Here is a 16,485-nt window from a genome sequence, read left to right on the forward strand (position 1 = left end):
TGTCCCTGACTACAGTAGACCTAAAAGAGATTGTAGTTTATCAATGAATTTTGGTGGCAGTATTAATTGTGACGCATATTAGATAAATATTTCATATATTGGCAGCCAATTGCTTATAAATTGGGATTAGGGAATGGGGAATGGAGAATGAGGGAGATGAGGGAGATGAGAGGACAAAGGGACAAGGATAAAGAAACAAACCCTTTCACCCTTCCCCTTTACCCTTTACCCTTTACCCTTTTTCATAATCATGCCCAATGCCCTATTGCCAAGAGTCTGGCAATTCTGGAGGTTCAGCATTAAACCATTTTTGATAAATTTGCTTGTAAGTGCCATTCGATAACAAAGTCCCTATACCTTTGTTAATTGCATCCAGATGAGGGGAATCTTTGGGCGTGGCAATTCCGTAGTATTCTTCAGTGAGCAGATCGGCAACAACTCTGATGCCTTTGAGTTTGTCATTTTTAATCGCATATAAAGTAGCGAAAGCATCGCTAACTACAGCATCAACATTGCCATTGAGTAAGTCCTGGAAAAATTCTGGGCCAGAATTAAACGTACTAATTTTGGCATTGGGGATGGTTTTGGCAAAATCTGCCCCTGTGGAACCAATTTGTACAGCAATTTTTTTACCTTTGAGACTGTTGAAGTCTTTAATACTTTGGTTGTCTTCGCGTACAGCGATCGCTAGTCCAGCTTTAAAATAGGGTCTGGAAAAAGCAATTGTTTTCAGGCGTTCAGCGGTAATTGTAATCCCACTAATGGCTGCATCGACTCTTTTGGCTTGCAAGGTCGAGATCATGCCATCAAAAGGCAGAGTTTCAAACTGGACTGCAAAACCTGCTACTTTAGCGATCGCATTCATCAAATCAATATCAAAACCTTCTAAGTGACTGCCAGCCTTTTGGATTTCAAAGGGGATAAAGGTGGGATCTGTCGCCACTTTGAGAGGTTGAGCACCTGGATTTGGAGTCGGATAATACTTGTTACAGGCAATGATCAGTAGGAAACAGCCTAAGCTCAGAATTAGCTGCTGCCATTTCAAGTTCATCAATTTCACTATAGTCATTAGTCATGCCCACACCTATTAAAAATATTTTTTTGAGCTACCAAATTGCTCCGTATAAATTTTAGATTTTAATTTCCGGAGGGGTTGATTAAGGGTAAAGCAATGAAATCCTTGCGCTATCTGAATTACAAATTATGAATTCCGCGCAGCGGTACTAGTATGTCAAAATAAAAATACCCGATACATCAAGGTGAGCGATCGCTCCCAAAGCAAGATTAAAGGATTGACCTGAGCAATGGCAGACCAAACCAATCAAAATCAAGCGGGAGAAGTAGCTCCCACCACTACTGATAAGCAGGTTCCTAGTACAAAATCACCCGAAGCCACAGACCTTCCTACTGCCAACACGCCAGATCCTAAAGCCGCAAACCCTGAAGATAATCCCAATGCTGCTAAACCAGTTGCAGTACCACCCAAGCGAGAAAAACCCGCAGCCGCAGTAGACGAAAAACCAGCCGCCGCAGCAACAGGAGAAAAACCAGCCGCCGCAGCTAAAGCCGCCAAAAAGGAAAAAGCTCCATCTGTTGAAGACAAGCCTTTTGTAGAGTTCATCGAGCAAGACTACTTGCCAGCTTTACAAAAAGCGATCGCTCAACAAGGTGTGCAAGATTTACAGGTGTCTTTTGCCAAGCAGAAAGTGCCAATCACTGGCTTTGAATCTGGTGAAGAATGCTGGCAAATTATCGGCAGTTGGAAAGAAATAGGTCTGCGTCAGTTTAATCTGTATTTCCCCGAAGAAGATATTCAAGGGAAAAAGGGATTTTCCTGTAATGAAGGCAAAAAACCTAGCACTCTTGAGTCATTCTTAATCGATGAGCGCAAAATTACCCTCGATTTGTTGGTATTTGGCTTAGTTCAGCGCCTAGATGGTCAAAAATGGCTAGGTATAAATTAGTTATTAGTCATTAGTCATTGGTCATTAGTCATTGGTCATTAGTCATTGGTCATTAGTGATTATTTTTTACAAATGACAAATGACAAAGGACAAAGGACAAATGACAAATTAAAGTTCGTGGAAATGGTAGGTAACGGCTCCAGTATTGGGGTCGTTATCAATTTTTACATAACCTGATTTGTACATTTCATTGAGAGTAGCTTCCACTTCAGCAAAGCTAGCTCCCGTGAACTTCACCCCTTGAGTGACAGTTAAAAAACCACCCTTACTTTCCGCCGCTTCAATTAGTTTAATCATAAGTTGGTTGCCTGTTGGGCGGTGGACTTGAGAAGCAACCACTGCTTGATTCAACGGCACACCCAAGGGAGATACACCTGCTTTTAATCTCAAATTGCGTTCGTATTCATCAACCATGCCGGGGATAAATAACAAATCCACGACCTGCCCTATACCAAACACGCCACCAGTCAACAGCCACAACAAACCAGTCCCGATCTTGCCATTGTAGAAACGGTGCAATCCTCCCACCCCGATAAATCCGACTGCACACAAAATGTAAGAGACAAGAAGTCGGTCTTTCTGCTGATTGTTTTCAAGATTCATCTTGTTTTCAACCCTTTGGATTTGCTCTTGTTGTCTAAGATGGGTTTTCCATGTTGTAGTAACAACTAAAGAAAATTACTGAGGTACTTGTGCTTTGAGATACAAAAAGCGCGTAATACTACCCTTGATCGAAATAGTGATTATCACTGAACTAAGTTTATTTGACTACTAATCCGCGATTCTTGGTTCCGCAAACATTGAATGATTGTTGCAACTCTTAATCTTTTGCTTACAAATTTCTCACCCGCACCTTGGTAGACTGAACTTTATACAATTGGATTATTGTGGGCTGTTACGTTTTAACAGAACATTACCCTTGGCTTTCTGGTGAAGCAGTCGCTCAGAGGGTGTTTTCCCGATGAGGAAGTGCCAAACCCGAAGGGTCTACTTAAGATAATAAAGACGAAAGAGCAATCAAGACATGGTAGATTCCCTCAAAAAACCAGGCTTTGAAGAAATCCGGCCAGGGATTAAAGTCCCGGCAAAAGAAACCCTGTTAACACCTCGGTTTTATACTACCGATTTTGATGAAATGGCGCGGATGGATATCTCCGTCAATGAAGACGAGTTACAAGCCATTCTCGAAGAGTTCCGCACCGACTACAACCGCCATCACTTTGTTCGGGATGCCGAGTTTGACCAATCCTGGGATCATATTGACGGGGAAACTCGCAAATTGTTTGTTGAATTTCTAGAACGTTCTTGTACAGCAGAGTTTTCCGGCTTTTTGCTGTATAAAGAACTTGGTCGTCGCTTGAAAGGAAAAAGCCCCGTCTTGGCAGAGTGCTTTAACCTGATGTCACGGGATGAAGCACGTCACGCTGGCTTTTTGAACAAAGCTTTGTCTGACTTTAATCTGTCCCTAGATTTAGGGTTTTTGACTAAGAGCCGCAGTTATACCTTCTTTAAGCCGAAATTCATCTTCTACGCTACTTATCTTTCTGAGAAGATCGGTTATTGGCGCTACATCACTATTTATCGCCATTTAGAAGCACATCCCGAAGATCGGGTTTATCCAATCTTCCGGTTCTTTGAAAATTGGTGTCAAGATGAAAACCGCCACGGCGATTTCTTCGATGCCATTATGAAATCCCAACCGCAAATGTTGAATGATTGGAAAGCACGGCTGTGGAGTCGGTTCTTCCTGTTGTCGGTGTTTGCGACCATGTATCTCAATGACATCCAACGCAAGGACTTTTATGCCACCCTTGGGTTGGATGCGCGAGAATACGACATCCATGTAATTCAGAAGACTAACGAAAACGCAGGTCGGGTGTTCCCACTGATGCTGGATGTAGAGAATCCAGAGTTTTATGAGCGGCTGGATATTTGTATAAGCAATAATGAGAAGTTGGGTGCGATCGCAAACTCCAGCACTCCCAAATTCCTGCAAATCTTCCAGAAATTGCCACTTTACATCTCCAATGGCTGGCAATTATTGCGGCTGTACCTGATGAAACCGATTGATACTGTTTCTGCTCAAGGGTCAGTTCGTTAAGTTATAACAGGTTTGCGAAAGCTTTAGTGGTTCTGTAATCAACAGAACCACTTTTTTTTGTCCACGAGATTACCCTATGGGGTACTATCCGTCAATAAGTCTAGGCAGTTAAGTTTGATATGTAGTTTCTCTGTAACAAACAGATGACAGACATATCAAACGGAATTGGAATCATTAGACCAAGACCAACTCTAGTCTCAACCTTGGAACTTTTAGTAAAGCCAATTACACCTGTTACGGCTCCTGGTACTGAAGCTGTTGCCCGTACTGTTGTCCAAGGTTACTTTTTGACAATTGCTAATACTAGCAGTTCAAATATTGAAGTAAGGCTGCAATTTGCTCTAACTACACCGCTAAAACTAGGTGATTCCAAGCCCGATATCTTAGCTGATACAGTGGTTATTCAGGATGTTAGTGTAGACAATCAATTTCAAGACCTAACTCCTACAGGCGATCCCAGAAAATTCACTTACTCTCTGAAAATTCCTGCCCACGATACAGCTTTGGTTACTTTACTGCCTGATGTCACCAAGCTAGATATCATCAAAGCAGCGAAATTAGAGATTCGTGGATATGTGGAAATCTCTTTAATCTCTTCTTCAGGAACAACTCCAGTTAACCTGTTATTGACGCCTGAACATAGAGGTACATTCCTGCCTCAGAACTTATTAGTATCTCGTTCTGCTTTAGACTTCGATCAATTAGCTTATTCTTTGCCTACATCTGTTGGTGGAAGCCTGTTTACCCTTACAGCCCCAGTGTCTAAACAGAGCAAGGAACTGAAGATAGAAGTTAAAGAATTTGAGAAAGTTCAGAAAGATAAAGACTTCGAGAAAATTCAGGCTGAAAAACTCCCTGAGACAAATCAAGTTGAAAATCTGACTTCAGCAGATGGTTCAAATGACCTACAGCGGCTAATCGGTCTGATGGCTCAACGTCTTGATCAAATAGAACAGGCAAATGGGCAAGCTTTCATCCAGCCCCAAGAACGCCCAAATGTCGGTCAACAAGTAGTTAATCAACCAAGGAATTAAGCAAGCGTGTTGGTTATTGTCGCCAGTCGTCATGACAAAGCCGCTGAGGCGCTGGTTGCTAATTGGGCGGCTCATGGTCATGGTGTCAGCCTACTGACGCCTGAAGATTTGTCAGTGGTTGGATGGCGACATTACTTGAGTTCTATTGATGGGGAAATCAATTCCCCCTTATCCTCCTCAGCAGTGGTAGGTGGAGTTGCGATGTCTCCGACGGGTTGCGCGATCGCTCTCGATCAAATCACTGGCGTTCTAAGTCGCCTACCTTCTATTTTTGAACAGGAACTTCTACACATTGTCCCTGAAGACCGAGCATACGTCGCTACGGAAATGAATGCCTTTTTAATTGCTTGGTTATCTAGCTTAAAATGTCCAGTCTTGAACAGACCAACGCCAACATATTTATTAGGGCCTGCTTGGCGACCTGAACAATGGGTTTATGCAGCGGCTCAACTTGGTATTCCAGTACGTCCAGTGCGACGGCAAAGTTCGATGTCGGCAAATGTATGTTCCCAGGTTCTCGAAAAATCTTCAGTCAAGGTGACGGTGGTGGGCGATCGCTGTTTAGGTGAAGTTGAAAAAACCCTAGCTTCACACGCCAGACGTATCGCTGATGCTGCTGAAGTTGACTTGTTGACCGTTCATTTTAGCAGCCGTGAATCTCCAGCAGAGTTTTTGGGCGCTGATTTGTGGACTGATATTTCTGCACCAGATGTAGGCGATGCCATCCTTGAGTATTTGAGTGGAGGTAATGCCAAATGCTGATTTTGTTGTGGGGTATTACCGAAGAATCTCCTTTAGCAGCAGTTCACTCAGAACTAACTAGTCTAGGCATACCGTCAGTATTTATTGACCAACGAGATATTTTAGATACTGAAATTGAACTTTCTGTAGGCGATGTTTTAGATTTACCAGTCCAAGGACAAATTCGTACTTGGTATCAAAAAATTGATTTAACTGAAATTACTGCTGCTTACTTACGCCCCTATGACTCCCGCCGTCTTCCTCAAATTGCCCAAGCGGGTGTAAACAGTCCAGCTTGGCAACATGCGATCGCAGTTGATGATACCTTAATGTCTTGGTCGGAAATTACACCCGCCTTTGTCGTTAACCGTCCGTCTGCAATGGCTGCTAACGGCTCTAAACCTTATCAGTTAGAGCAAATTCGCTCACTCGGCTTTAAAGTTCCCGAAACCCTTGTCACCACAGACCCCGAAGCTGTGCGATCTTTTTGGAAACTCCACGGCGATATTATTTATAAATCAATCAGTGGTATTCGTAGCAAAGTCTCGCGTGTGGGAGTTGAGCATCTAGAACGCCTTGATAATGTATCTTGGTGTCCGACTCAGTTTCAGCAATATATACCCGGTAGAGATTATCGCGTTCATGTTGTCGGGACGGAGATTTTTGCCAGCGAGGTAATTTCTCAAGCTGATGATTACCGCTATGCCGCAGAGAATGATGAATCCACAGAAATCCGTGCTTGTCATCTTCCTAAAGAAGTAGAACAGCAGTGTAGAGTCTTGGCAAAAGCAATAAATCTACCTCTTTGCGGCATCGATTTGCGCCGCACACCTGGAGGTGATTGGTATTGCTTCGAGGTTAATCCTTCACCTGGGTTTACTTACTACCAACAGTTTACAGGTCAGCCGATTAGTACTGCGATCGCTAATTTGCTAGCAGGCAAAAATCGGATTTAATAAAAAATTGGTTTAATTAATTTCATCTTTTGAATATACAGTTCTTAGGGTAAATTTCGGAATCACTGCTTATTTAACCCGAAATCTAATTATTTTTCAGTACGCATAAAAAGAGACACAGTTATTCCCAAACCAATTGCTCCCCAACCCAACCAATTAATCATATTGGAAGAATAATTTAATTGAATTGGTGAAGCATTGGGATTCTGGATTAAAAAATTAATCTGTCCTGCGATCGCTTGCGCTTCCGTGGGATCTTTTCCATCTTGACCAATTTGGTAACTAATACCCTTTCTTGTTACTCCTAACACCCGAAAAAACTGTATATCTTCAGTAGAATCCTCTGTAAATCGTGTAGCATTAATTATCGCAACCTTTCCCTGTGTAATATTATCAATAGTTTTCTCTTCAATTATTTGTTGACTAAATGCTAAACGTTCAGTTATTGTGCAAGATGCTGTTTTCGACTGAGTAGCTTTGCAGCTAATAATTAAACCCCCTGAGCCATACCGAAAAATACTTATACCAATTCCAGCCAAAGCAGCACCAAAAAATAAGCGTAGCAATATATCCGGTATATTTTTCATGCTTATGCACCTATCTTGGATGGGATATGACGCTTATAATCCCTTTGTTATAATTCCCAAATAAGTACCAACCTGTAACACTCATGACCCAATACTGCTCGGTTAAGCATTTTTAACTTGGCATTGGGTTTGGGGAAAAGGTTAAAGGGTAAAGGTTAAAGGTTTTTTCTTTCCCCTTTCCCCTTCCCCTTTTCCCCTTAACCAACAAGTATTGACTCATGACCTGTTTACAAGTGCAATGGCATCGTTAGTGAATAAAAATAAATCAGAATTATTTTTATGAAGCCTTAATCTATAGCGATTCTCGAAAGAAAAATGCTCAAGCTAATTATTAAAGCCCACGGATGAATTCGTGAGCTTTTTAATGCAAGCTAACTTGTCGTTGCTGCTTTGTTTCCATTCTGGTTGCCATTTTTGCTGCCGTTACCATTCACACTGGCAATGAATGACGGTTCCTGTAAACTAGAAACTGGTGACTCGCCTCGCAGTCCCTTTCGGCGCTGGTTTTTAGGAACACCCCCCGCCATACCGTACTCCACACTACTTTTACCATATTGAGTAGCAACTCCTAAGAGCATGTGTTCTGCCATATCTGCCAACTCGCGCTCTGTTTGGAGCATTTCATGATACAACTTATCCAAGTTGGAAAGAGCAGTGTTGTATAAATTTTCTTTAGTTCGCATCGTCTCAATTAGAGTTGAGAAGACCGGTAAGGTGAGTCCATTGCCTACACTTAAATTCGGATCAATTGAGTTCATGCTAGCAGCACGACGTGCTGCTTTTTCTAACACCTGAGAGGTTCTTTTTCTCCGAGCCATGATATGAAGCTTTTAATCTAGTACGGTTAATATTCTTTACTTTAAAAAACTTCCGTATCGATCAGCTTGAGAAAACTCCGGCAATTCTACAATGGTTTTTGTTACATAGCGATCGTTGTGATGAATGCGCGATATACCGAAATGAGAAAGCAATCAAGCTTTTGAGAAAGCAATATGTCTTTTTGCTTGCTAAATTTACCGAAATGAGAAAGCAATCAAGCATTTTGAGAAAGCAATATGCCTTTTTGTTTGCTGAATGTACCGAAATGAATGCGCGATATACCGAAATGAGAAAGCAATTAAGCATTTTGAGAAAGCAATATGCCTTTTTGCTTGCTAAATCCACTGAAATGAGAAAGCAATCAGGCATTTTGCTTATTGAAATCGACTTGATGGGGTATTAAAAGCTTGACAAAGTTAAGACGTAGGTTGGGTGGAGCGGAGCGTAACCCAACACATTGGTGTCAACTTAACGTCAAAGCAAGTCTATAACTAGCTTTTAGATTGCCTTATTTCCAGTCTCCGACTGGGAATCCCGTCGTTGGGGCTGTCGCTTACCTTCCTGGCGGCTCGCAGCATTTCCAGCCAGAGGCTAAAAACGAGATTTGAAGAGGCTTTTAGCTTAAATGGAAATCTTTGCTTTTTCTTCTCTACGAGACGCACAAGGAAGAGACAAATTTGATGCTTTTTCACTCAGCACTTGTTACTCAGTACTAGCTCAACGCTCCGCTATCCATGTACAGCACTGTTTTGATAAGAAAGGTTTTCGTGAGTTTCTACGGATATAACAGAAGCCGACATTAGGATAGACTGGCTTTTGAATACACCTGAAATTCATCAGAGACTTAGTTTGTCGCTGCTGGTGACTTCCTTGCTGGTATCTTATTGCTTTTGACTGTATGAAACTTGCTCTAATCCACGGTAAGTCCCCCTCAAAAAGGTTTCTTAGCATTTAAAACGACCCCACTGTTTTGAGGCTATAGGCTTAGAATATTTACAAGCTTTACTTACGAATTAGCTCTCTTTAGAGAAAGTACTGTTTTTGCTGTCTAAGCTGATATTCATCCTATTTCTATCCAGATTTGTGTAGCTTATTAACAAATCAGCGGATTCATCAATATTAAGGCTGCTTTAGTATTTAGTTTCTTACCCTTGACCTATTAGACAGCTAGAGTGTTCATTTCATTTTGTTCAATAGCTTTTAGCCCTTATCGCTCCCATGCTGACCCATCACCGCAAGCCCGTGTGCTTATCACTGATTTCCACTGACCTACCAATCTGGTCTGTTGTCGAAGCTGCCGCAACATTGTATCAAAAAGATACTGATAGATTCCATTTGTTACTGACCGCACCGCCCCTAATTAGCTGCGAAGTAGAGAGTGTAGTAAGTCCACAGGACAGACTTCCCCAAACTAAGAGCAAAGCTTACGCCCCTAACAGTCCCAGAATTTTGTGGCTGGAGATTTCCCCTTATCGCGTCATCATGACTATGCAAGGTAACGGCCAAGTGAGTTACCGTCACTTTTGGGAACAAGGCGTTTATGGCATTAGTCGCTATTGGTTGCCAACTGAGTCATTGCAACCTAACGATCCTATTCGTTTGCGAAATTTTACTAGTAGCCTAACTCTCAATGGACATCCCTTACCAGAACATTTGCGTCTGGAATATGAATTGTGGGCAGAAAAAGTCCAATTAGGATGCTACATACTTAATTTGGAAATTAAACATTGATGGGAGTGGGGAGTGAAGAAGAGAACAGGGTAAAGGTTACAGGTTACAGGCTATAGATTATTTTCTGTCACCTGTCACCTGTCACCTCTCCCCTAATCTCAATACCCAATCCCTTTTAACCAAAATAACTGGGTTGGTTTCCAGGTTTCCATTTAATATTGCAACCAACACTCGGCTTTTGCTCGTTTGTAACAGGTTTATCTGCCAGCACTGCTTCAATGGCTGCGCGTAAATCTGCGCCAGTTACGGGTTTATCATTACTGGGACGGCTATCATCCAATTGTCCCCGATAAACTAGTTGGCGATCGCTATCAAATACAAAAAAATCTGGTGTGCAAGCTGCTGTGTAAGCTTTTGCAGTTTCCTGGCTCTCGTCGTAGCATAAGGTAAAATTAAACCCTTGTTCTGTGGAAAATGCTTGCAACGACTCTGGCGCATCATCTGGATAATTGTGTGCATCGTTAGCACTAATGGCAACGATCGCTAAATCACCTGTAAAATAATCTTTTCCTAACTGCACTAATTCTTTTTGAATGTGCTTTACAAATGGGCAATGCCGACAAATAAACATTACCAACAGTGCTTTTTTATCTGCAAAGGTAGAAAGTGAAGTTGCCTTTCCAGATACTACTTCCGGTAGATTAAAATCTGGCGCTTTCGTGCCTAATGGCAACATCGTTGAAGCAGTTAAAGCCATATTTCACCCAATATTTTTACGCTGATAACTGCTTTGGCTATCAGTATATTTTCACTCTACCACTAAGTTTTACATAAAATTAAGAGACGGTAAATTTACCGTCTCTTACATTTGTTGAGAATTAAATTATAAAAATTAGTTTTTACAGGCTTGCCAAAACACCGATGATACCGTGTCCGGTAAATACTTCTAATGCTATTAGAGAAACAAAACCAATCATTGCTAAACGACCGTTGAGCATTTCTGCATAAGGAGTGAAGCCAGTGCGATCGCCTTGTTCGTCTACATAAACTTTTGGCTCGATCGCAAAGTTGTTCAGTTTGCCCTGGTCGTCAATTATAGCAGTGTTTGTACGCATTTTATTTTCCTTTGGTTTTCTCTTATGTAAACAACTGTAACAAACTTATTAATATTTGTAAAGTATCTGAATCTGCTCAAGTAGAAATCCAAGCCAGAGATATGATAGTGGATCGAGTTCAAAGCCATGTCTAACAAACAGGTTCCGCTCCTTCTGCGTAAGCACTTTCATTCACAAATCTGTTCCCGATAAGCTAATGCATCGATTTCGAGTAGAGGTTATTGCCAAAACACCAAACCCGCAGCAGGTGATTTATGCCGCGATGCACCAGGACTATACTGATGGGTTCGTGTTTGATGAGCGCGACTCCTGGCCCTCGGAGTCACAAAGTGGCGAAGTTATTGTTAAGCGACTTTTAGCAGGTGAGAGGGGACACTATGGGCCTCTAGAACATCCTCAGATTGTTTTCAACTGTGGTTACTTTCCCCACAATGTGATGCAGCAGGCTCGTACTCATCGTGTAGGCGTATCATTCGATGTCCAATCTTTTAGATACACAGGCAACCAATTTATTGATGTAGTAGAAGGCAAGAAAGACATAGAAGATGTTTTTTACCTACGTCCCGTTGGTTATTACACTGATAGACAAGGCAAAAAATACTATTATTCGCCAGAGCAACGAGCAGCAGACTTAGAGTGGTGTCTAGAAGCAGCTAAACGATATAAAGCTGATTTTGAGGCTGGAATGTCTGAAGAACACGCAAGAGGTAAAGTGCCTTTTGATTATCGCCAGCATTTTGTAGTTAGTTTTAATTTAAGGTCTTTCTTGCATTTTTGTGATCTGAGAAATAAGAAAGATGCTCAACTGGAAATTCAAAAGTTGTGTGAAATGATGTGGCCTCATTTTGAAGATTGGGCACCTGCGATCGCACAATGGTATGAAAAGCAGCGTCTAGGTAAAGCGAGATTAGCACCATAATCATATTTTGGGGCAATTCATACTGAATTCTCAATTCTGACTTTTGAGTTCTGAATTCTTCTTATAAAAAATTTGTAAAATGCTTTCATGCGTCGAGACTCAATATTTTACAAACTGTTTCAACAGTCTCCAACCTTGCTGTTTGAGCTATTGAGCAATCCTCCAAATAATGCAGATAGTTATCGTTTTGATTCAGTCGCCGTCAAAGAGCCGAAATTTGAAATTGATGGAGTATTTCTACCACCGGAAACCGATGGTGCTGGAGTTGTATATTTTTGTGAGGTGCAGTTCCAGAAAGATGAACAACTTTATGAAAGAGTATGGGCTGAATCTTCGTTATATTTCTACCGCAACTATGCCAGATTTAGCGACTGGCAAGCAGTGATAATTTACCCGTCACGCAGTATTGAGCAAAGCAATATTCATCCTCACCGCTCATTGCTGAACGGCGAACAAATACATCGGGTGTATTTAGATGAATTAGGGGATATTCGTCAGTTACCTATATGGGTGGCGCTGATGGTATTAACTACAGTGGATGAAGAACAAGCACCAGAAGAAGCAAGGTATTTATTAACAAGAACTACTCAAGAAGTGGTATCACCATCGAGTCGCGCCATAATTGAATTAATAACGACGATCATGGTGTACCGATTTGAACAATTAACTCAAGCGGAGGTAGAGTCTATGTTAGGAATCACACTTAAGGAAACGCGAGTTTACCGAGAAATCAAGGAAGAAGGACGAGAGGAAGGACGGGAGGAAGGACGGGAGGAAGCAACAGCTAATCTTATTCTCCGGCAATTGACTAAGCGATTTGGGGAACTTTCTCAAGAAATACGCTCCTCAATTTCTGGTTTACCTTTGCTTGTTCTAGAAGATTTAAGTGAAGCACTGTTAGATTTTACTAGTTTGTCCGATTTACAGATTTGGCTAGAAATGCGATGAAGAAAGCCCGAAGCTAGTTTACCAAAGAATTGGGTCTAAAGCCCCGTGCTTCACGCAATGCTTTAAAGTAATGAGTAAGGAGTAAGGAGTAATGAGTGGATAAAAAATGGGTATTTACTCATTACTCATTACTCATTACTTATTACTTATTACTCATTACTCCAGAATCACCGCGTCTTTAAGTCGGTGAGGATGTCAATCTTTTCTAGGTTCTCGTATTGGATTATGTCCAAGTTGCAAAGCAACTCAGACTTGCCAAAAGAGATTTAAGTTCTATTTTTGTGTAAAGTTTTTTAGATATCATTCAGTCTAAATACGAGCCAAAGTCACAATTTCTTGCTGATCCTGATATTTACCCTGACGAGCTTCATAACTAATAGCGCAGGGTTCCCCTTCTAAAAATAGCAATTGCACCACGCCTTCATTGGCGTAGATACGACAATCAGCGCTGGAAGAATTGGAAAATTCTAAAGTTAAATGACCCCGCCATGCAGCCTCAGCAGGTGTTAGGTTTGCTATTATCCCACAACGTGCATACGTAGATTTTCCAATACAAATTACAGTAATATTCTCAGGAACCTCCAGTTTTTCTAGAGCAACCCCAAGTCCATAGGAATGAGCAGGTAAAATAAAGTAACTGCCATTTGCATCTGTGTGCAGTGCTGTTGGCTCTAGATTATGGGGATTAAAGTTTTTGGGATCAACTACAGTTCCGGGAATGTGGCGAAATATGCGGAACTCAGCTGAGGAAAGGCGTATATCGTAGCCATAAGAAGACAAACCGTAGCTAATTACGGGTTGAACTGCTACAGACTCATCTTTTTGCACTTTTCGGATTAGGCTTGGCTCAAAGGGTGAAATCAAACCCTGTTGAGCCATTTTAGTAATCCAGATATCGTTCTTAATCACAAGTTCGCTACTAACATTAATTTAAACAGACTTGATATGTTAGCACGAACTGAGTATTTATGTTTCAAGGTCGATAACTGCGACGAATCTCTGTAATTTGATCTGCCACATCTAAGAGAGATTTTGGCATCTCTGGCCCTGTGAGAATGATATCGACGTGGGGAGGGCGTTTTGCCAGAAACGTTAAAACCTCCGTTTCAGGAATTAAACCAAAGTTAATCGCTAAACTTAACTCATCTAACACTACGAGAGAATACTTACTCTCACACACTACTTGTTGTGTATACTGCCACAGCTTTTGTAAGGCTTTGTTTTCCGTATCATCAAGATGTGGTGTATCGATACAACGAGGCAAATCACACCGAATCCAATCTAAATTTTGTCCTAATTGTATGGGTCTTTCCTGTCCTTGGCGAATACCTCCTTTAAGGAATTGCACTATTAACACTGGCGTTCCTTGTCCAGCTATTCTCAGTGATTGAGCCATGACGCTCGTAAAAAAATTGCGATGGGAGCTAGTAAAAACTTGCACTAGCCCTTCAACTGGATATGGTAGGGTCAAGGTTGAATTGATACTTTGAGTTTCTAGTTGGGCAACCATAAGGTTAAGTTTAAAAAAATACAATATGTTAAGAGTTATTGCTGACGCGAATTATTGCAAATCTATCTGTATAATCAATTTGTTTTTCAGAGGCATGGTGGATTTGGCAAATTGCATTCTTAGTCAATCACTACGTTTGTGTTGAAGTCAAGAGTTGTTTTGATGTAAATTTTTGTCTTTCCTCTGAAAGTACTTGTAAAAATGAAAACATAAGAGTTACAGTTCCAATTATTTCAAAAAGCTAGGCATAAGTCTGAAAAGCGCTAAATGTTAGATTTCCTGGTTGTTTGGGCAAAACAGACTTAGCAAGTAGTGAATTTGACAGGATGAGGAGTAAATTGTTGTGAGATTGGTGATTCTGGGAGGTTCAGGATCGGGGAAAAGCACTCAAGCACAAAGGCTTTGCAGATACTTTGAGATTCCTCTGATTTCTACAGGTGAGATTTTACGGGAAGCAATATCTGGCGATCAACCCCTGCCAGAATTTCGATGGTTGGAAGCCGATCCCCGAACTTCTCTTTCGGTTTACGCTAGCCTGAGTGAACTAGGATATCACGCACGACCCTATATGCAAAAAGGGGAGTTAGTTCCAGACGAAATGATCATTGAATTGATCCGAATTCGCCTCAGACAACCAGATATTCAATGCGATTGGGTGTTAGAAGGCTATCCCCGTACTGCCTTCCAAGCTGAAGAATTAGATTTTTTATTAGATGATTTAGGGCAAAAGCTAGATTGGGCAATTTATCTCCAAGTTCCAGAAGCAGTAATGGTTAGTCGATCTTTGGGGCGATCGCTACCAGATGACCAACCAGAAATCGTGCAGCGCCGTGTAGAATTATTCTACGATCGCACCATTCCCATCCTAGAATATTATGATCGTCGTCGCTGCTTGTTGACCATCAACGGCGACCAATCACCAGAGATGGTGCAGCAAAATATTTTGACTCTACTTTCAATTCCTTGAAGAGTGCTGAGTGGGGGAGTTGAGAGTTAGGAGTTAGGAGTTAGGAAAAATTCTTCCCAATGCCCAATGCCCCATGCCCAATGCCCAATGCCCACTTACAACACTAAGGTAATCTTAAGGCAGTATTGTAAAACTTGAGGCAAATCCAATGGCTTGGCAGCGTCCTGATGGCCGTCTTCCCTACGAACTACGTCCGATCAGCTTTTACCCTAATTTCACCCGCTTTGCCCCCGGTTCTGTCCTCGCAAGATGTGGTGATACTCAGGTACTTTGTACCGTTAGCGTTAATAAGGGAGTTCCGAAGTTTCTCGAAGGAACTGGTAAAGGCTGGTTAACTGCTGAGTACCGAATGCTACCATCTGCTACCCAAAAACGCCAAGAAAGGGAACTATTGAAGTTATCTGGACGGACACAAGAAATTCAACGTCTAATTGGACGCAGCTTACGTGCAGCAGTGGATTTTGATGCACTGGGAGAACACACGTTGACTGTGGATGCCGATGTGTTGCAAGCCGACGCTGGAACCCGGACAACAGCCATTACAGGCTCATTTGTGGCATTGGCTCATGCAGTTTCTAAATTATTGCAAGAGGGCGTGTTGGAGCGATCGCCTTTATGTGGACAGGTAGCAGCAGTTTCCGTAGGATTACTGGAGGGAGAGCCATTTTTGGATATGAATTATATCGAAGATGTGGCTGCAACCGTAGATTTTAATGTGGTGATGAATCAACATTTGGGAATAATTGAAGTCCAAGGAACAGCCGAAGAAGGAAGCTTTAGCCGCACTCAGTTGGATCAATTGCTAGATGTCGCCCAAAAAGGAATTCAGGAATTGTTAATTGCCCAACGTGAAGCGATCGCTAACTCGGAAGCATTGTTTGTGATTAATTAGTTTTATTAATTTTTAATAAGAATTAATAAATGCATCCTTGATCGTGTTAATCAACAAAGTATCAAGTAACTGGATGTAATTGAAAGAGGCAGGGGGCAGGAGGCAGGAGGCAGGAGGCAAAATTTGGAAAAGGGATTCAAAACCCCAACCAAATTGTAAGCACCGTGTAGACGGCGGGGTTTTAGACCGGTCACGGACAGGAGACAGAGAGCAGTTTTCCTCCTGCCTCCTGCCCGACGCTCACGGACTCGCTAACGCTGC

General features: G+C 41.8%; 19 protein-coding genes. 11 read left to right on the forward strand and 8 right to left on the reverse strand.

From position 1 onward, the window contains the following. Positions 1 to 262: 262 nt before the first annotated feature. The gene (locus RRG12_RS25095) at positions 263 to 1,069 is read right to left on the reverse strand and encodes a basic amino acid ABC transporter substrate-binding protein (RefSeq protein WP_420761030.1); all 807 of its coding nucleotides are present in this window, start codon (positions 1,067 to 1,069) and stop codon (positions 263 to 265) included. A gap of 235 nt (positions 1,070 to 1,304) precedes the next feature. On the opposite strand from RRG12_RS25095, the gene RRG12_RS25100 reads away from it, so the two are divergent. Beyond that, the gene (locus RRG12_RS25100; RefSeq protein WP_420761031.1) at positions 1,305 to 1,964 is read left to right on the forward strand and encodes a DUF2996 domain-containing protein; all 660 of its coding nucleotides are present in this window, start codon (positions 1,305 to 1,307) and stop codon (positions 1,962 to 1,964) included. Positions 1,965 to 2,072: 108 nt separating this feature from the next. Here RRG12_RS25100 and RRG12_RS25105 read toward each other — a convergent pair whose 3' ends face one another. Further along, a complete protein-coding gene (locus tag RRG12_RS25105; RefSeq protein WP_069072953.1) occupies positions 2,073 to 2,567 on the reverse strand; it encodes a TM2 domain-containing protein in 495 nt (164 codons plus the stop codon). Positions 2,568 to 2,988: 421 nt separating this feature from the next. On the opposite strand from RRG12_RS25105, the gene acsF reads away from it, so the two are divergent. From acsF to RRG12_RS25125, 4 genes are all read left to right on the forward strand, one after another. Beyond that, complete coding sequence (acsF, locus tag RRG12_RS25110) at positions 2,989 to 4,065, forward strand: magnesium-protoporphyrin IX monomethyl ester (oxidative) cyclase (protein WP_069072952.1); 1,077 nt, start codon at positions 2,989 to 2,991, stop codon at positions 4,063 to 4,065. Positions 4,066 to 4,208: 143 nt separating this feature from the next. Beyond that, positions 4,209 to 5,099: a hypothetical protein gene (locus tag RRG12_RS25115; protein WP_420761032.1), complete on the forward strand. Its 891-nt coding sequence runs from the start codon at positions 4,209 to 4,211 to the stop codon at positions 5,097 to 5,099. A gap of 6 nt (positions 5,100 to 5,105) precedes the next feature. After that, a complete protein-coding gene (locus RRG12_RS25120) occupies positions 5,106 to 5,861 on the forward strand; it encodes a hypothetical protein (RefSeq protein ID WP_420761033.1) in 756 nt (251 codons plus the stop codon). Then, positions 5,855 to 6,796 (forward strand): ATP-grasp domain-containing protein, encoded by a 942-nt coding sequence (locus RRG12_RS25125; RefSeq protein WP_420761034.1) that lies wholly within the window; start codon positions 5,855 to 5,857, stop codon positions 6,794 to 6,796. The genes RRG12_RS25120 and RRG12_RS25125 overlap by 7 nt, the downstream gene beginning before the upstream one ends. An 89-nt stretch (positions 6,797 to 6,885) precedes the next feature. Here the strand turns inward: RRG12_RS25125 and RRG12_RS25130 are convergent, their stop codons facing one another. Both RRG12_RS25130 and RRG12_RS25135 read right to left on the reverse strand, forming a co-directional pair. After that, entirely contained in the window at positions 6,886 to 7,383 is a 498-nt protein-coding gene (locus RRG12_RS25130) for a hypothetical protein (protein ID WP_420761035.1), read from the reverse strand. Between the two features lie 371 nt (positions 7,384 to 7,754). Then, entirely contained in the window at positions 7,755 to 8,201 is a 447-nt protein-coding gene (locus tag RRG12_RS25135) for a hypothetical protein (protein ID WP_420761036.1), read from the reverse strand. 98 nt (positions 8,202 to 8,299) lie between these two features. On the opposite strand from RRG12_RS25135, the gene RRG12_RS25140 reads away from it, so the two are divergent. Together RRG12_RS25140 and RRG12_RS25145 are read left to right on the forward strand one after the other, a co-directional pair. Then, entirely contained in the window at positions 8,300 to 8,605 is a 306-nt protein-coding gene (locus RRG12_RS25140; RefSeq protein WP_420761037.1) for a hypothetical protein, read from the forward strand. A gap of 815 nt (positions 8,606 to 9,420) precedes the next feature. Then, on the forward strand, positions 9,421 to 9,933 hold the full coding sequence (locus RRG12_RS25145; protein ID WP_069072946.1) for a hypothetical protein: 513 nt from the start codon (positions 9,421 to 9,423) through the stop codon (positions 9,931 to 9,933). A 115-nt stretch (positions 9,934 to 10,048) separates the two neighbouring features. Here RRG12_RS25145 and RRG12_RS25150 read toward each other — a convergent pair whose 3' ends face one another. Together RRG12_RS25150 and RRG12_RS25155 are read right to left on the reverse strand one after the other, a co-directional pair. Next, positions 10,049 to 10,630, reverse strand: a complete 582-nt coding sequence (locus RRG12_RS25150) for a thioredoxin family protein (protein ID WP_069072945.1) — start codon at positions 10,628 to 10,630, stop codon at positions 10,049 to 10,051. A 142-nt stretch (positions 10,631 to 10,772) separates the two neighbouring features. Continuing rightward, positions 10,773 to 10,988 (reverse strand): chlorophyll a/b-binding protein, encoded by a 216-nt coding sequence (locus RRG12_RS25155; protein WP_229559536.1) that lies wholly within the window; start codon positions 10,986 to 10,988, stop codon positions 10,773 to 10,775. Positions 10,989 to 11,184: 196 nt separating this feature from the next. Here RRG12_RS25155 and thyX point away from each other — a divergent pair, with 196 nt between their 5' ends. Continuing rightward, on the forward strand, positions 11,185 to 11,907 hold the full coding sequence (gene thyX / locus RRG12_RS25160) for an FAD-dependent thymidylate synthase (protein WP_069072943.1): 723 nt from the start codon (positions 11,185 to 11,187) through the stop codon (positions 11,905 to 11,907). Between the two features lie 87 nt (positions 11,908 to 11,994). Beyond that, positions 11,995 to 12,855: an Rpn family recombination-promoting nuclease/putative transposase gene (locus tag RRG12_RS25165; RefSeq protein ID WP_420761038.1), complete on the forward strand. Its 861-nt coding sequence runs from the start codon at positions 11,995 to 11,997 to the stop codon at positions 12,853 to 12,855. 309 nt (positions 12,856 to 13,164) lie between these two features. Here RRG12_RS25165 and dcd read toward each other — a convergent pair whose 3' ends face one another. Next, complete coding sequence (gene dcd / locus RRG12_RS25170) at positions 13,165 to 13,734, reverse strand: dCTP deaminase (protein WP_420761051.1); 570 nt, start codon at positions 13,732 to 13,734, stop codon at positions 13,165 to 13,167. Between the two features lie 94 nt (positions 13,735 to 13,828). Continuing rightward, complete coding sequence (locus RRG12_RS25175; RefSeq protein ID WP_420761039.1) at positions 13,829 to 14,365, reverse strand: P-loop NTPase family protein; 537 nt, start codon at positions 14,363 to 14,365, stop codon at positions 13,829 to 13,831. 343 nt (positions 14,366 to 14,708) lie between these two features. Between RRG12_RS25175 and RRG12_RS25180 the strand changes: the two genes are divergently transcribed. Next, complete coding sequence (locus RRG12_RS25180) at positions 14,709 to 15,332, forward strand: adenylate kinase family protein (protein ID WP_420761040.1); 624 nt, start codon at positions 14,709 to 14,711, stop codon at positions 15,330 to 15,332. Positions 15,333 to 15,480: 148 nt separating this feature from the next. Next, positions 15,481 to 16,224, forward strand: a complete 744-nt coding sequence (rph, locus tag RRG12_RS25185) for a ribonuclease PH (protein ID WP_069072935.1) — start codon at positions 15,481 to 15,483, stop codon at positions 16,222 to 16,224. The last annotated feature ends 261 nt before the right edge of the window (positions 16,225 to 16,485 follow it).

Source organism: Nostoc sp. CALU 546 (genome assembly GCF_048836525.1).

Excerpts from the sequence above, each read along its gene's own strand:
- RRG12_RS25095 (WP_420761030.1), bottom strand. The coding sequence starts at position 1,069 with ATGACTATAGTGAAATTGATGAACTTGAAATGGCAGCAGCTAATTCTG.
- RRG12_RS25100 (WP_420761031.1), top strand. The coding sequence starts at position 1,305 with ATGGCAGACCAAACCAATCAAAATCAAGCGGGAGAAGTAGCTCCCACC.
- RRG12_RS25105 (WP_069072953.1), bottom strand. The coding sequence starts at position 2,567 with ATGAATCTTGAAAACAATCAGCAGAAAGACCGACTTCTTGTCTCTTAC.
- acsF (WP_069072952.1), top strand. The coding sequence starts at position 2,989 with ATGGTAGATTCCCTCAAAAAACCAGGCTTTGAAGAAATCCGGCCAGGG.
- RRG12_RS25115 (WP_420761032.1), top strand. The coding sequence starts at position 4,209 with ATGACAGACATATCAAACGGAATTGGAATCATTAGACCAAGACCAACT.
- RRG12_RS25125 (WP_420761034.1), top strand. The coding sequence starts at position 5,855 with ATGCTGATTTTGTTGTGGGGTATTACCGAAGAATCTCCTTTAGCAGCA.
- RRG12_RS25130 (WP_420761035.1), bottom strand. The coding sequence starts at position 7,383 with ATGAAAAATATACCGGATATATTGCTACGCTTATTTTTTGGTGCTGCT.
- RRG12_RS25135 (WP_420761036.1), bottom strand. The coding sequence starts at position 8,201 with ATGGCTCGGAGAAAAAGAACCTCTCAGGTGTTAGAAAAAGCAGCACGT.
- RRG12_RS25145 (WP_069072946.1), top strand. The coding sequence starts at position 9,421 with ATGCTGACCCATCACCGCAAGCCCGTGTGCTTATCACTGATTTCCACT.
- RRG12_RS25150 (WP_069072945.1), bottom strand. The coding sequence starts at position 10,630 with ATGGCTTTAACTGCTTCAACGATGTTGCCATTAGGCACGAAAGCGCCA.
- RRG12_RS25155 (WP_229559536.1), bottom strand. The coding sequence starts at position 10,988 with ATGCGTACAAACACTGCTATAATTGACGACCAGGGCAAACTGAACAAC.
- thyX (WP_069072943.1), top strand. The coding sequence starts at position 11,185 with ATGCATCGATTTCGAGTAGAGGTTATTGCCAAAACACCAAACCCGCAG.
- RRG12_RS25165 (WP_420761038.1), top strand. The coding sequence starts at position 11,995 with ATGCGTCGAGACTCAATATTTTACAAACTGTTTCAACAGTCTCCAACC.
- dcd (WP_420761051.1), bottom strand. The coding sequence starts at position 13,734 with ATGGCTCAACAGGGTTTGATTTCACCCTTTGAGCCAAGCCTAATCCGA.
- RRG12_RS25175 (WP_420761039.1), bottom strand. The coding sequence starts at position 14,365 with ATGGTTGCCCAACTAGAAACTCAAAGTATCAATTCAACCTTGACCCTA.
- rph (WP_069072935.1), top strand. The coding sequence starts at position 15,481 with ATGGCTTGGCAGCGTCCTGATGGCCGTCTTCCCTACGAACTACGTCCG.